General features: G+C 33.9%; 9 protein-coding genes. 3 read left to right on the top strand and 6 right to left on the bottom strand.

Going from position 1 to position 15,990, the window contains the following annotated elements; translation table 11 throughout:
• Position 1: 1 nt before the first annotated feature.
• The 3 genes from IPO86_03085 to IPO86_03075 are packed head-to-tail and all read right to left on the bottom strand — an operon-like array spanning position 2 to position 8,030.
• On the bottom strand, positions 2–2,659 hold the full coding sequence (locus tag IPO86_03085; protein MBK9727083.1) for a tetratricopeptide repeat protein: 2,658 nt from the start codon (positions 2,657–2,659) through the stop codon (positions 2–4).
• Positions 2,656–5,337, bottom strand: a complete 2,682-nt coding sequence (locus IPO86_03080; protein ID MBK9727082.1) for a caspase family protein — start codon at positions 5,335–5,337, stop codon at positions 2,656–2,658. Before IPO86_03080 ends, IPO86_03085 begins: the two co-directional genes overlap by 4 nt.
• A 41-nt stretch (positions 5,338–5,378) precedes the next feature.
• Positions 5,379–8,030, bottom strand: a complete 2,652-nt coding sequence (locus tag IPO86_03075; GenBank protein MBK9727081.1) for a tetratricopeptide repeat protein — start codon at positions 8,028–8,030, stop codon at positions 5,379–5,381.
• A 477-nt stretch (positions 8,031–8,507) separates the two neighbouring features.
• Between IPO86_03075 and IPO86_03070 the strand changes: the two genes are divergently transcribed.
• Together IPO86_03070 and IPO86_03065 are read left to right on the top strand one after the other, a co-directional pair.
• Positions 8,508–9,764 carry a CHASE2 domain-containing protein gene (locus IPO86_03070; GenBank protein MBK9727080.1) on the top strand — a complete coding sequence of 419 codons (1,257 nt, stop codon included), beginning with the start codon at positions 8,508–8,510 and terminating at the stop codon, positions 9,762–9,764.
• A gap of 114 nt (positions 9,765–9,878) precedes the next feature.
• Complete coding sequence (locus tag IPO86_03065) at positions 9,879–10,802, top strand: hypothetical protein (GenBank protein MBK9727079.1); 924 nt, start codon at positions 9,879–9,881, stop codon at positions 10,800–10,802.
• A gap of 84 nt (positions 10,803–10,886) precedes the next feature.
• Here IPO86_03065 and IPO86_03060 read toward each other — a convergent pair whose 3' ends face one another.
• The 3 genes from IPO86_03060 to IPO86_03050 form a co-directional block, all read right to left on the bottom strand.
• On the bottom strand, positions 10,887–11,357 hold the full coding sequence (locus IPO86_03060; GenBank protein MBK9727078.1) for a hypothetical protein: 471 nt from the start codon (positions 11,355–11,357) through the stop codon (positions 10,887–10,889).
• A 45-nt stretch (positions 11,358–11,402) separates the two neighbouring features.
• Positions 11,403–12,620, bottom strand: coding sequence for a 2-oxoglutarate dehydrogenase complex dihydrolipoyllysine-residue succinyltransferase (odhB, locus tag IPO86_03055; protein ID MBK9727077.1), 1,218 nt, complete (start codon positions 12,618–12,620; stop codon positions 11,403–11,405).
• A gap of 187 nt (positions 12,621–12,807) precedes the next feature.
• Positions 12,808–13,896 (bottom strand): VWA domain-containing protein, encoded by a 1,089-nt coding sequence (locus tag IPO86_03050; GenBank protein ID MBK9727076.1) that lies wholly within the window; start codon positions 13,894–13,896, stop codon positions 12,808–12,810.
• A 50-nt stretch (positions 13,897–13,946) separates the two neighbouring features.
• On the opposite strand from IPO86_03050, the gene IPO86_03045 reads away from it, so the two are divergent.
• On the top strand, positions 13,947–15,752 hold the full coding sequence (locus IPO86_03045; GenBank protein MBK9727075.1) for a sulfatase-like hydrolase/transferase: 1,806 nt from the start codon (positions 13,947–13,949) through the stop codon (positions 15,750–15,752).
• Positions 15,753–15,990 lie beyond the last annotated feature (238 nt).

Genomic DNA, 15,990 nt, shown 5'->3' with positions numbered 1-15,990 from the left:
ATCAATTCTTTATTTTATCCGGAAAGTATTTTTTCATCAATACATCCCATTTTTCTTTCTGTTCCCGAAATATTTTAACATCCAAATCAATTTGCAACATTTCAAAACTAATCGAGGATTTTTTCAATGCCTCTTCTAAATATTTCCAGGATTGTACTTCACTTTTTAAATTGCTATAAACCACTGCCAGATGCAAGAATGCTAAAGAATTATCAGAATCTTGTTGTATGGCTTTACTGAATAGTTTTTCTGCTTCTATTACACGATTCAATTTTAAATAAACTTCTCCAAGATGGATCATACCGATTGAATAGCCCGGTTCTACGGTAAGAATCTTATTAAATTGCCATTCTGCTTCGGATATTCTGTTCATTTGGATATAAAGCATGCCAAGATTCGTTTGTGTATTCAGGTTAGTAGAATCCAGTGAAATGGATTTCAATAAGTACTTTTCAGCTTCGGTATGTCTTGCCACTTTCTCGTAAATAAATCCAAGTTGGTTATAGGTAAATGCATCCGTCGAATCGAGTTTAAGAACTTTCTTTAATTGCCTTTCCGCGTCAATCCAAAGTTGTTGATTAGAATAGAGAACTCCAAGATTGTAATATGCATTTACATAATTAGAATCCATTTGAATCACTTTTTTGTAAAGTCTTTCAGCATCTTTATATTTGAAGGTTTCAAAATAGACAATTCCAAGGTTGTAATAAAAATCAACAGCTGTTGAATCTTTTAAAATTGCTTTCTTCATAAACTCCTCTGCTTCCTCATACCGCTTACTTAACAAGTAAGTAGTTCCTAAAGCATCATAATAAGTTGAATTTGTTGAATCCAATTGTATTAATTCTTTCATTAGCATCTCCGCCTTGTATACTTGGTTGGAAGCTAGATAATATGACACTTTGCAGTTTAGATGAATAGCATTTATTTGAGTCAAGAATGAATCCGTTTTTTCAGCCAATTCTATAAAAATTTTGGCTTTTTCCAGATCTGTTGTAATTTTCCCGAAAGTAATAATATTTTGAGCGTATAACCCACCCAGAATGGAATACGGTAGAAACCATCTCGGAGCAAGTTCAGTAGCCCGACGTGCACAATACTCTGCCGAATCCAATTGTTGAAATTGATTGAAGTATACATTCATCATGCAAGAATAAATATGTGGCGATTCAGGTTGTAACTGCAGTGCTTCGCGGTATTTTTTTAAGACACTCTCACCAAATTCCCGATTCGTAACTTTCAGATTTAATAAATAAATATGCTTTAAATAACCCTCGAAAAAAAGTTTTCGGGCATACAAGTTGGAGTACATATAATGTTGCTTTCCAAGCAATTCGATTGCCCGATCCAGATAACTTGGATAAAGCTGGTATTTTAAAATCTGATTGACTTTTGAAAGTGCAATTTCATTAGGATCACTTATTAGCCACTTATTAATCACCTGTTGTGCATCATCCTGCAACGCTGAAGCATAATTACGTCGCATGGTAGAAAACAGATGTTCCAACTTAGGCACGGCAATTAGTTTTTCATAATAAGTATCTGCACATGCACTTTTAGGTTCTAAAAATATTTTATCTTTTAATGATTTTTTGAAAAGCCTATACAGTTCTTTGATACTTGTATCAACTGTTGATAAAATCTGTTCTTCTATACCCTTCGATTCAATCGACACTAACATAACCGATTGATTTGTCTTTCCGGATTTTAATGTATTTACAATAGATGTATCCACAATGCTCAGTTTCTGGTATCTATCCCCCGAAATCATTGGTACTTGTCTTATAGGTGCTACTTCTTCAGAAACATGATCTTCAAGATACCGACCAACTTCCTGCAGCGTAATGAACTGATCATCATCTTTATCAGCCAATCCATATAATGCATCGATCAAATGAAATGAAAATACACCTCGGCCTCCCCCCCATTGTTCGCCTTCTATACTGTATTCATTGGGTTGACAAGACATGATTTTAATTTCATTGGCATATTGTTTGGCAAGATTTGCTGCAGTTGCTTGTGATCCTCCTACTGAACTTCCTGCAAGCGTTCCGGAACGACATGCATCTGTGATGACAATTACTTTCGATTTATTTTGAATGGTAAGTGTAGAAATGACTTCCTGAATGTCTCTCAAATTAAACGCACCACCAGCCATGTAGACTCTCGCTGGCGCATCCCAACATAATAAAAATCCGGGTTGTGTCAATGTTTTTTTCTCAACGTCTCCATGTCCAGAAAAATAAATAATCGACTGATCTCCTTCTTTTGCATTCTCTATCAACCAATCCAATGCATTTGCAAATTGCGCCATAGTGGCTTTTTCATTGATCAACACTTTCAAATGATCTCCATCTAAGTTACCTCCTGCATTTGATCGAAGATAATTTTTAAATGCTTCGGCATCCCTATCTGCAAAACGCAAATCAGGAATACCTGGGTCTTGATAATCTGAAATTCCAACAACTACCGCATAGGTATTATTGACTTTTGACTTTTGATTATTAACTATTGATTGTTGACCATTAACTATTGACTGCTGACTATTAACTATTAACTGTTGACCATTGACAGCTGGTTTTATACCTTTTTCAAATTGGGCAAAAAGCAGGGTAGTTGAAAATAAAAAGCTGGAAAGAAAGATGTTTAATTTTCTCATTTTATTGAATTACTGCCAATTGAATTATCTTTATATGGAGGCGACCAACGTTTTTCCCAAGCTTGAAATTCGGGGAGCTTGCGCAGCGGGTTAAGGAAGGGGTCATTTACCGTGCCGTATAGCCATATAAATGGGTTTGGGTGCCAGTTGGCCTTTTCCGCAAGATCTAATTGTGTAAAAGCTTTACTGGGTTCTCCTGTTTGGGCATAAAAACAAGCTAACCTGTAATGGTGCCAGGGATCGCTAGTTAGGATTTGGTTGGCATTGCGAAGCGTTTCATTCATTTCCTTATGATTTCCTATCCAATATTGCACAAGTGCCTTTTGTAAGTATTGCCCATTATTAAAGAAGTCGTTTTTTATATATTTTACTTTTAAGTTCATTAGAAAACTATCGCAAAAATGACTATTCACCTCTTTTTTTCCTTCTAAAAACCAAATCCAGCTTTTGAGAAAAAAATCATTATCCGGATTTTCCGGGAATGAATCTATTGCAGCAATAGCTTTATCAAATTGTTCCATTTTAATATATAGGTCTACCAAATAAAGAATATCTCCCTCATTTGCGCAGGCCAATAAGGCGGCTTCTGCTTTTTTGAAATCCTTTTTTACATACAAGTAGACAAAACCCTGTACTGCCTGAAAAAGTTTCTGACTGGCCGTATTTTGAATGGAAACGATTGAGTCTATCGCTTCGAATTGGCCGATATCACATAATAAAGGTAAGAGATTAACATATGAATAATAATAATACCCGCCTGCGACTTTATTTGCTTCGTTCAAGGCCCATTTTGCTTCTTCAAATCTACGCAATCGCCAAAGAGCATTCCCGAGAACGGTAAGTTCGTCCGGGATTTTCCTGGAGGTATCTGCCCTTATGTTCCGGTACAATGTCCTAACAGTTTGTTCGCGATAACTTTTTGCGGTTTCGGCTTCTCCCTTTTCATCCAATGGACCAGCAATCCAATTCAGTGTCGACCAAAAGGTAGAGTCTATGTCTATTGCCTTTCGGTACAAACGTATAGAAAGATCCAAATCATTCTTTTGATACTGCGCTTTAACCGCCATGCTACGATACCATATTACCCAATTCGGAGCGGTCTCAGTCAATTTTTCTATATAATAATCAATGCTATCAGTGGGAGAATAACCAGCCAGAGAGTAAATCAGGTAAGGTGCATCCGGGTCAAAACTCAATCCTTTGTAAACAAGTTCCTGCTTTAACCGCTTAAATTCGACATTGGAGGTTTCTTTAGTACGGGTCCGGCTCAAATCGATCGATTTGAAATAATATTCTTTTGCCTTTGTGGTTTTGTATGCATAGTGTTTTTTCCCAAGTAGTTCGGCTGCGCGCTCTAATTGTTGTGCGATAAATCCGGCTTTAATTTTACCTCGCCAAAATTTATCTATCGTTTTGGCATCGTTTTTCAGCAACTTGTTGATAAACTGCTGCCCGTTATCCATCAGTGCAGCTGCAAAATTTCTTGTCATCACACCTTTCAAATCAGCCAGTGTAGGTTCATCTTTCAGCATTTCATAAAGTTCATTAGCTGAATTTCTGCTCGAATCAGCAGCGGTCATTAAATCACCGCGATCGATGGCAGCAATGAAATCCTTGTATTTTTTTCGGAGATTCGAATCAGCTTTAGCCAATGCAAGATCTTCCAAGCCTCGCGAATCTGTTTTCTGGAAAACTACAGGCTCGTCAATTTTCATTTTTTTCCTTTCTGCCAATCCAGTCGCATTAACTGTTGAAATCTGTGCTAATTTGCTGCCGACCGTCATTGGAATTTGTGAATGTGGTGCTGTTTCGGCAGGTACTTTTTCTTCTAAATATCTCCCAGCTTCCATCAAATTGACTGTGCCATCTCCGTTTGCATCTGCCAAACCATTAAGTGCATCAATCAAATGAAAGGAAAATGCGCCACGACCACCGCCCCATTGCTCCCCTTCAAGAGAGAACTCATCGGGCTGACAGCTCAAAATTTTAATTTCGTTGGCGAATTGTTTGGCAAGAGCAGCACTTGTAGCTTGAGCCCCACCAAATTCGCTGCCTGCTAGTTTGCCGGCCCGGCAAGCATCACTGACGATCAAAGTCTGCACACCGGCATCTGCCAGGGTCGAAATGACATCTTGCAAAAACACAAGAGAGAATGCACCAGCAGCATAAACAGCAGGAGGCGAATCCCAGGTCAACCAATATCCTCTCTGGAATTTGGTCACGCGCTCTACATCACCATGGCCGCTGAAATAGATGATAGCTTTGTCCCCCGATTTGGTTGTGGAAATCAGCCAATCTAGCGCAGCAATAATTTTACCAGTTGTTGATTCCTCATTGAATAGAGTTATAAGTTCGGTCGACTTGAGTGCTCCTCCATTTGGACTTTTGAGCCAATCAGCGAAGGCTTTGGCATCCCTATCTGCAAAACGCAAATCAGGTATGCCAGGATCCTGATAATCGGAGATGCCGACAACGACGGCGTAAGTGTTATTGACTATTGACTGTTGTCCATTAACTATTGACTGTTGACTATTAACTATTGACTGTTGTCCATTACCTGCTGGTTTTATACCTTTTTGCTGAGCAAAAAGGTAGCTTGTGAGTACAAATATTCCTATTAGAGACACTAAAAATTTTAATTTATCAATTTTATTTAATTTACTATTTGCAAAAATCATAGTTGCGAATTTAAATGCCGATTTAAAAATTTAAAATTGTACTATTCAATTTTATCCGGAAAATATTTCTTCATAATTACACCCCATTCAGGCATTTCTTTTAATTTCAATAGATACTTATCTTTAGCAATAGAATCATAAGACCAATTTCTCTTTATGGCTTCTTCAACAAAAGCTATAGCATCTTGCATTTTGTGTTTTTGCAGCGCCGTGTAAGCAAATCCGATATATGAAGCTGGGCTTTCTGGATCCAGTATATTAGCGGTATAAAACTTTATTTCTGCTTCTTCGAATTTGCCTAATTCATATAGTAATTTTCCTAAATAAAAGTGGGCATAACTATACGTTGAATCAATAACTAATGCTTTACGGATTGCTTTCTCAGCATTTTGAAATTGCTGTTCTTTAAGATAGACGATTCCCAGATTACACCAGGTTTTTTTATCCATCGAATCTAAGGTACTAGATTTTAAAAATGCAACAATGGCCTCATCATTACGATCCATTATTTCATAGAGATCTCCCAAATTATTAAGTGTGGGTCCATCTAAGGAATTTAAAGCAAGTGCTTTTTGATAACAGCGCTCTGCATCTAAATATCGATTTGTAAGTTTATACAAATTTCCTAAATTATACCATGCTAAAATGTCTTTCTCATTTAAAGCAATCGATCTTAAATGTGATTTTTCAGAATCTTCGAATCGATTCATTTTTTTGTATAGATTGCCAAGATTTCCCCAAACTATATAACTCATTGAATCTATGGAAAGCGCTTTTAAATAACATTTTTCAGCAGCAGAATAATCTTTTGTATTGTAATAAGTAACTCCAAGATTTACCCATATTCCCTCTCGTGTTGAATCCAATGCTAAAGCCTTTTTGTAGTACGACTCTGCTTCAGCAAATTTTTTCGTTTTATAATAATATTGTCCAACTTCATTGTACCAACATGGGAATTTTTCACCTTCAGATGTTTCATATTTATTTAAATAATAGAACGCTTTGTCAAATTGTTTTTTCTTTATATAATATGTTCCTAAATGACTCCAAATATATCCATGTGTAGAATCAATAGCCAATGCCTCATCAATTAATTGTTTCGCAATCTCCATTTTTTCGGGATACACATTCATAATTATATAAGCTAAATCGATATAAGGCAGAATCCACTTAGGCGCAAGTTGATTTGCAATGCGCATAGATATCAATGCAGAATCTAAATTGCGCAAATTGTATCCATATGTCCTTGACATTAATTGATAGGTATTTGCAGAATTGGCCTCAAAGGAAATTGATTTTTGATATAATTCGATGACTTTCCTTGCAACAGAGTCTACTAACCTATTTCTGATTTTTTCATTTAGTGCTCTTCCTTCAAATAAATATTTTCTGCTTTTAAGTACTTTATACATATAGTGTTGTTCACCTAACAGTTCAGCTGCACGTTCAAGTTGCCTAGAAAGTAATGATGTATTTAATGATTTTCTAATACATTCCATTTGTTGTATATCTGCTCTTAACCAGACATTAATAACTTGTTGAGCTTCATCTTGCAATAGCGCAGCATAATTTCGACGCAACATGGAATGCAATTTTGCAAGTTGCTCTATTTTAATCAACTGCTCGAAATATTTATCTGCACAAGCTTCAATAGGTTCTAATAATTTTTTATCTTTTATTGCTTTTTTAAAAAGTTGGTATAATTGCTTGGTGGTAGTATCTGCTTTAGCTAATATTTCATCTTCGAATCCACGTGTATCAATAAAGGATAAACCAACTACTTGATTGGAGTTACCAGATTTAATTAAAGCCAACGTTGCAGAATCAACAGTAGCAATTTTTTCCATGCGATTTCCAATAATCATTGGAACTTGACTTATTGGTGCAACCTCAGCGGTAACATGATCTTCCAAATACCGGCCAGTTTCCTGCAGCGTAATTGAAAGATCTTTATTATTATCTGCTAAGCCATATAATGCATTTACAAGATTGTATGAAAAGGCACCGCGACCTCCACCCCATTGTTCTCCTTCAATTGAATATTCATTTGGTTGACACGATAATATTTTTATTTCATTTGCATATTGTTTTGCAAGATTAGCACTTGTGGCTTGCGAACCACCAACTGAATTTCCTGCTAGATTGCCAGAACGGCATGCATCCGTTATTACGATTACTTTTGCTTTTGTTTGTATCGATAGTGTAGACACTACCTCTTGCACGTCTCGTAAATTAAAAGCACCACCAGCCATATATACTCTTGCAGGTGCGTCCCAACACAACAAAAATCCGGGTTGCGTTATTGTTTTCTTCTCTACATCTCCATGTCCAGAAAAATAAATAATCGTTTGATCTCCTTCTTTTGCATATTCCATCAACCAATCTAAGGCATTGGCAAATTGTGCCATTGTAGCCTGCTCATTGATCAATACTTTTAAATGATCATTTTCTAATCTACCTCCCGCATCCGATCTTAAATAATTTGCAAAAGCTTGTGCATCTTTATCTGCAAAACGCAAATCGGGAATACCCGGATCTTGATAATCTGAAATTCCGACTACAACAGCGTAGGTATTATTGACTATTGACTTTTGATTATTGACTAATGTCTTCTGATCCTTGACTATTAATTTCGGCGTGATTCCTTTCTCCTGTGAAAATAAAGAATCAAATCCTAAAAAGTGATAAAACAAAAATGTATAAATGATTTTCCGTAAAAAAAAGAACCTATAAGCCCAACATTTGTATAAAACTAATCGTAACTCCCTCATTTGCACATCATTAATTAATAACATTTTTATAATATGAATTTTGATAATTCACTTATACGAATTGTCCTTCTATAATATAGCCAAATCTAAAAAACATTATCAGTAAATTTTAAAAAAGTGAATAAAAACCAAAGAATTCTTGTTAGTTATACATTAACCTATTGTGGAGCAATACAATCCCTCATTATATTGGATTGATATTATAATAATTGTAACATTGATTCATAAATTGCTCCATAAATTCGCAAAATTAAAATATTACTCTTTTTACCTGGATGGCTAAACGTAATTATAAAAGTATTTCTATTCAAAGATTCTAAAATTATCCAATTTCAAATTCTATATTTGAACTTTCATTCTCGTACTATAATTTAAGATTAGCCAAGGTATCTCACGATTATGTCCAAACGCAGTCATTCCATTCATGCCGGTATTTTTGCAATGCTTTGTGTAGGCTTGATGTACTTTCTGCATCATCTACCCGTAAATCAACTTTTTATTGATCCATTTAGTGAAGCCATCAAGCAACACGACATTATGGATATTGCATTTTCAAAATTCAGAAATCATAATAAAACACATTTATTTGATAATCGAATATTTGTTGTGAACTCCGGATTAACCAATAGAGAAAAATTAGCGCAAACCATAAATTTATTAAATGAAAAAGGGGCACAATCCATTGGTTTAGATATTTTAATTGATACTTTTTATCAAACGAAAGCAGATACTTTACTTAAGGAAGCAATCCAAAAAGCTTCTACAAAAATTATTCTGGGTTATACTTTAAACAAAGACTTTAATAATCAAACACCTAGCATAAATTTAAATACGCACCCATTTTTTAGTGCTGGGATTGCGAATGGCTATGTAAATCTTGCAACAAATGATGGCTTTAGTGTGCGTGCTTTTGTACCTTCTATTGAAATTGAAAAGAATTTAAATCTAGCGTTTTCAACGCATCTGGTTTCAAAAGTAGATACCAGTATTATCCCCATCTTAAAAAATCGTAAGCACACATCAGAATGGATAAATTTTAGAAGAGTACAACCTGGACCTCGTTCTATGGAATTCCCAATTAACAGTGGTAAAGCGTCTCATTATATGCTGCTCGACATTGATAAATTTCTGGCAGATTCAGCATTATATGATTCAACATTTTTAAAAAATAAAATTGTGTTAATTGGTTTTTGCGGAGAAACGGAAAACTCATTTTCCATGAATGATCGCTATTTCACTCCTCTAAATGAACAATATACCGGTCGCTCTTTACCGGATATGTATGGAATCATGATTCATGCAAATATTATTTCAATGCTACTCGACAAAGATTTTATTGAAGATATACCAAGTTCTATTATATATTTTCTAGGCTTCCTAATTTTCTTTATTAACTATTTAACGTTTAAACGTATCATAAAAAAATATAATTTTATGCAGCGTATTTTTATACGTCTGTTTCAAATTTTTGAATTTGTAATACTCTTTACATTGGCTATCTTGTTATTAGTTTTCTGGAGTTGGAAGCTAAGTTTCTTTTTTATTGCAACGGCTATTATTTTGTCTTATGAGCTTTACGAAATTTATGAACGAAAATTAGATGATCTGATTGAACGTGGTATTTCGAAGCTTATAACAAAAAAAAGCAAATATTAGCTTTTTCGTAACGCAAGCGATAACCTAAATACCAATTTGGGTATATATCTTTACAGAATTGACCAAATATTTAGTAATACCATGCTTTCCTTTTAACCTATAAGATTAATTTCTATGAAATATTTTATTTATTTTGGACTCTCATTAGTATTAATTTTTAATACGTTTACTATTGCAGCTCAGGATATTATCGTTATTTTTATTCAAGGTGATGTTAAAAGTTCCACGGCTGCAAGCCAATATAAAAAAGTAACTAGCTTACCCTATGGTCCGGTTGCCCTTGATCAAAAAATTATTATTCCCAAAAATGGTGTTGTGAAACTAATTAAGGAAGATGGATTTCACTGCGAAGTTACAGAGCAAGGCAGTTTTCTAGTGAAGGAATTAGAGTTTGAAAAAACGGAAGAAAAATCAACTTTAAATAGTTTTGTCAACTACTTCAAATCATTCTTTGTTGCGCACCCGAGTTCTGAATCTAAAGAATATTATAAAAATTCAATATTTGCAATTTCAAGAGGTGAGTTGACCAATCCTATTCTTGAATTTCCATTTAGTGGTCCGCTTCCATTAATTAATGAAGAATTAAATTTTTCATGGGGTATTCAATGCGATACCTGTTTTTATAAACTACTTATTCAGGATTTTGAAAGTAAAGAGATTGTATTTAAAAAAGAAACAAATAAACATCAGTATAAATTAAAAAATCCTGAAAAGTTATTGTCCCTAAATAAAAAATACTTCTGGTCTGTTGAAATAAAAAATACAGATATAAAATCTGAATATCAATCCTTTACAGTTAGCAGCCCAAAAGAATTTGATACTAAAATTTCTAAACTTGAAAAATCATTTAGAAAAAATAATCCATATATTTCTACCACTTCTCAAATGATCAGTGTTTTTTGTGCCTTGGAAGAAGAAAATTTAATTAACTATATGATTCTTTATGGTCAGGAACAAATGAGTTTAGAACCAGAAAATAAAAGTCTAAAAGATTTTTATAATAGGGTATTTTATGATCAGATAATGCATCATAAATAAATCTATTCAAGAATTCATAATGAATCGTTCGACAAAGAATTCAGTTCCATCGTTTTCTTTGCTATGGCAGTAATAAAGGATGTTTTATTGGATTATTTTTTTGAATGCAAATCGCATCGCAAGAATACCACCCAACAATAAGAATAAAACATAATAAAATGGCACAAAGCTAATCGCATATAGGTGTGTTCGATCTATTACCCACATTAGACATAGCACAATCCCTATAATCCACATCAATCCGCTGAGTTTTTCAAAACCTGGAATTGCATCAAGATCTACATTTCGCTTAATAATATACAGGATCAGAATCATCATAAAGATAGGTAAAACCTGCAATACAAGTTCAGTATCCAGGATACTTCGTTTTTCAAATAGAAAAAAATAAATACTCAAGGTAAATGCAAAAATTCCAGGAATACAAACAGCATAAATAAGTATTGAAAATAATCCATTCCACGGAGGTAAATGAGCCTCTTCTTTTGAAAAAAAGCTTGCTAATAATGTAATTCCAAAAAGAATTGTAAAATAGTAAACAATAAATAAGGGCCGCATCTGAACCCATTCAAAAAATTGCTGCAAGGTCATATCAATAGTACATTAGATTTCAAGAAATAATTTAATTGGATCTTCTAAAAGTTCTTTAACTTTTACTAAAAAGCTTACTGAAGAAGAGCCATCTATTACCCGATGGTCATAAGATAATGCAATGTACATCATGGGACGAATTACAATTTGACCATTCACAACGACAGGTCGGTCTTTAATTGCATGCATACCAAGTATTGCAGATTGGGGCTCATTAATTATTGGGGTACTGAGTAAAGAACCAAAAACCCCTCCATTCGTAATAGTAAACGTGCCACCTGTCATTTCATCTAAACTTAGTTTTCCGGTTCTTGCCTTTTCGGCCAAGACTTTCAATTGTAGTTCAAATTCAAATAATTTTAAAGATTCTACATTTTTAATAGGAGGAACGACCAATCCATTTGATGTCGAAATTGCCAATGAAATATCAACATAGTCATGATACACTATTTCTTCACCGTCTAAATGGGCATTTACTTCAGGCATTTGCAATAATACTGAACTTGCAGCTTTCGCAAATAAAGACATAAATCCGATTTTGATTCCGTACCGGCTTTGATATAAATCATTGTATTTAGAACGCAACTCCACGATAGCCCTCATGTCAACCTCGTTAAAAGTTGTCAACATAGCTGTTTCGTTTTTTACAGCAACCAGGCGTTTTGCAATGGTCTTTCGCATTCTGGACAACTTTTCTCTTCTGCTTGATCTGGAAGCCTTAACAATAGAATCTTTACTTAATAGAGTATCTGCTGTTTTTATTTCCTCTTGAATTTCATTTTGCTTATTTGTTATGGCAAGAATAGCATCCTCTTTTGTGATACGGCCTTCTTTTCCAGTACCCTTTATAGAATCTGCCTGTAAACCAGATTCATGGAGTAATTTAGCTGCTGATGGTGATGGTAATCCTGCAGCATAATGGCTTTCTTTAAACTCTTGTAATGCAGGCTTAGAGAGATCCTTTAATGCTTGCTTTTCAACAAGCTCAACACCCGCTGTATCAATTTGTGCTACAATAGACCCAATGGCTAAATCATCCCCTTCTTTTGCTATATGAATTAGTGTACCTGCTGCCTCTGAAGGAAACTCAAGCGTTGCCTTGTCTGATTCAAATTCACACAAAGCTTCATCCAATTTAACAAAGGCTCCATTTGGTTTTAACCATTTAGAGAGTGTCACCTCCGTTATAGATTCCCCAATAGTTGGTACTTTTAAATCTAATAAACTCATAATTTCAAATTATATACCAAAGGTAAATTAAAACAGTATGGCATTTAAATCTTTAGATTGCCCTAAAAATTATCTAGCAGAAATTATCTTCCATTCACAATTATAAAAATTGTCTAAATACTTACAATTAAATGGCTGCCAGGCAAAATGAAAAATCATTATAAAATTAAAATAAATTTTTTTCCGATTAGATTTGAACCGCATTTAAATGATTTGTTATAAGCTCTGGAAACTGTTCAGGAGGGCAAGCAAAACAAGGGATATTCAATCCTGATATCGTTTTGGCCAATTGAATATCATAATCCGGTTTACCATCGTTACTTAAGCTTAATAAACAGATCAATTTTGAATTTTGATCAACAAGTTGATTACAAATTTGTATCAAATCATTTCTGTTTCCTCCTTCATACAAATCACTTATTAAAAAAATTAAACTTTGATTCGGAATTTTAATTTGTTGCCTGGTGTACTCCAGCGCTAAGGCTATATCTGTGCCACCTCCACAGGGCACACTAAATAATATATCCACAGGGTCTAGGTATGCATCTGTAAGATCCGTTACTTCTGTATTAAAAAAAATCAGATGCGTTTTTATAGATTTCATGGAAGCCAAAACAGAACCCATGATAGCGGCATAAATCATACTATGTATCATAGACTCAGACGTATCTACTAAAATAAATACCTGAGGTAATTTGTATCCTTTTTTATATCCAAACCAGCGATCTGGAATAATCGTGTTTAATTCAGGCCGGTAATTCTTTAAGTTTTTATAAATGGTTTTTTTCCAATCCATATTTGAATTGGAAGGACTGGTTGGCTTTGAATGCCTTTTAATTGCTCGCTGTACAGCAAATTGCAAGCTTGGCGTCAATTTGCGCTCAATTTCTGTAACCAGTTTAAAAACGAGCGCTCGTGCTGTCGAAATGGTCCTTTCAGGTAATAAATTTTGCAATTGTAGGATGGAAGCAACGAGCTTTATAGAAGGCTCAATTTTCTCAAGTAGTTCTGGCTCTAGCAACATTTCCTTTATTCCCTGTCTTTCAAGAGCATCCTCTTGCATAATCTGCACAACTTCAGATGGAAAATTTAATCGAATTCCATCTAACCAATTTTTAATCTTACGGGTAGATCGACCCCGACCTTCTTTTCCATGATTTCCATAAATTTCCTCCAACAGATTTTCGACATCTTGCTGTTCTTTATTAAACTTAACGGTATTGTCCTGATCAGATAACGCACCCAACACCAATTTCCATCTTGAAAGATCACTCATAATTAACGCTTTAAATTAATACTTTTGTGCATTCATCTGTCAATTTAAACATGAAAAATTATTTAAAGTTTGTTTTGAGTCTATTTGGATTTTGGCTACTGTTTTTTCTTCTTATTAGAATCCTATTTGTTGGGTATCAATTCCTGTTTGGTTATAAAATAAACTTTGAATTTTTATTAAAATCTTTATGCTATGGAGTCTATATGGATTTATCTATGACTGCTTATTTAATTGCCTTGCCTTTATTCGTATATTTTATAAATAAATGGATACCCTTTCAAAAAATACTTTTCATTTATCATTCTACTTTAATATTAATTTTATCAGGTATTACTGCTGCCGACATTACCTTATATAGAGAATGGGGATTTCGATTGGATAAAACAGCGTTTCTCTATTTAACAGCGTTTCAAGAAGCTGGTAGTTTTATTTCTGGATTTAATATAATTTCCTGTATTCTTCTGTTTTTTCTTTTCGTTTGGCTTGGGTATTTTCTTTTAATGAAATTTAAATTTAATCCTACAAATAGTTATTATACATATGTTCTAAATATCCTGCTTTTTCCTGCATTAATAATTCCGATGCGTGGTGGATTTAGCATTATCCCAATGAATCCTGGAAAAGTCTATTTTTCAAATTTACCATATGCAAACCATATTGCTTTAAACGCTCCCTGGAATATACTTTATACCGCATTACAAGTAAAGAAGATAAATACAAACATTCAATTCATGTCACAAAAACAAGCGGATGAGATTGTAGATTCCTTATTTCAAGATAAAAATGAAAACGTTCTAAATATATTGAAAGACACCAGGCCAAAGGTTTTAATTTTTATTATGGAGAGCTTTACAGCGAAACTAATAAATAAAAAATATAAAGAAAAAGAAATCACACCGCGACTCAATGAATGGATTAAAAAAGGTATCTACTTCTCAAAGGCATATAGCACCGGTGATCGCACGGAAATTGGATTGGCTTCCATTTTAAGTGGATTTCCAGCACAACCCCAGTCTTCCATTGTACATTTTCCAAAGAAAACAGAGAAATTACCATCCTTGATTCGCTCTTTGAAACAATTAGATTATAATTCCACATTTTACTATGGTGGAGACATCAGTTTTGCCAGTATGAGTAGTTTCATTTACAATAGTGGGATCGACAAAATCATTGATAAATCCAGCTTCTCACCCAAAACCTATAATGCTAAATGGGGTGTCCATGATCATATTTTATTTGAAAAAGTGTATGATGATATTCTAAAAGATAGTTCCCAGTTCCTAAAAATTTGCTTAAGTCTTAGTAGTCATCCTCCCTATGATATACCAGAAGATTATTACTGGAATGAAAATCAGGAAGAAGTTTTATTCTTAAATACGGTACATTATACAGATAAACATTTAGGTATTATATTGGATAAACTCGCAGCTTTACCTATTTGGAATGATTTAATGATTCTTGTTGTGGCAGATCATGGTTGCAGATTTCCAGGAAACGATTTGTATCATGTCCCAGAAAAATTTCATATTCCAATATGGTTTGGTGGTGGCGCCATTACAATGGATAGTACAATCACAAATGTCATTAGCCAAAATGATATAGCACCAAGTATATTGCATCAATTCGGAGTCTCTAATGAAGCATTTGATTTTAGTCAAAACATTTTTTCATTGAATCACAAGCAAACAGCTTACTATGCATTTAACAATGGTTTTGGATGGGTCGACAATGGAGGAGTGCAGGTGTTTTCAAATGATAATAAGAAAATTATCCTTAGCCAAGACAATCCAAAAACAAATATGAACATTGCTAAAGCATACTTACAAAAAATCTGGAATACCTTCAACGCTTTATAATGTCCTTTAACAGTTAAAAATGAAGAATTAAATTTCTTTTATTTCAGACTATAAAATTTGTAGGATGCCATGATTTTTCGATGTTCAAATTTTAATGATAAGTACTCTTTAGGGCAATAATTATTACTAATTTCAATTATGAAATAGAATCTAAATTTCGAATAAAAAGAACTGAAAACATATTAATTATTGTCCTCTCTAAATAGTCTTAAAACAAAAGATTTATAATTCTACTTCT

Source organism: Saprospiraceae bacterium, assembly GCA_016717265.1.
GTDB lineage: Bacteria > Bacteroidota > Bacteroidia > Chitinophagales > Saprospiraceae > Vicinibacter.
The sequence above is the reverse complement of the archived record's forward strand: the minus strand, read 5'-3'. Positions and strand labels throughout refer to the sequence as shown.

Bases quoted from the DNA above. Each gene is read 5' to 3' on its own strand.
- IPO86_03085 (MBK9727083.1), bottom strand. From the start codon at position 2,659: ATGAGAAAATTAAACATCTTTCTTTCCAGCTTTTTATTTTCAACTACC.
- odhB (MBK9727077.1), bottom strand. From the start codon at position 12,620: ATGAGTTTATTAGATTTAAAAGTACCAACTATTGGGGAATCTATAACG.
- IPO86_03080 (MBK9727082.1), bottom strand. From the start codon at position 5,337: ATGATTTTTGCAAATAGTAAATTAAATAAAATTGATAAATTAAAATTT.
- IPO86_03050 (MBK9727076.1), bottom strand. From the start codon at position 13,896: ATGAGTGATCTTTCAAGATGGAAATTGGTGTTGGGTGCGTTATCTGAT.
- IPO86_03070 (MBK9727080.1), top strand. From the start codon at position 8,508: ATGTCCAAACGCAGTCATTCCATTCATGCCGGTATTTTTGCAATGCTT.
- IPO86_03065 (MBK9727079.1), top strand. From the start codon at position 9,879: ATGAAATATTTTATTTATTTTGGACTCTCATTAGTATTAATTTTTAAT.
- IPO86_03045 (MBK9727075.1), top strand. From the start codon at position 13,947: ATGAAAAATTATTTAAAGTTTGTTTTGAGTCTATTTGGATTTTGGCTA.
- IPO86_03060 (MBK9727078.1), bottom strand. From the start codon at position 11,357: ATGCGGCCCTTATTTATTGTTTACTATTTTACAATTCTTTTTGGAATT.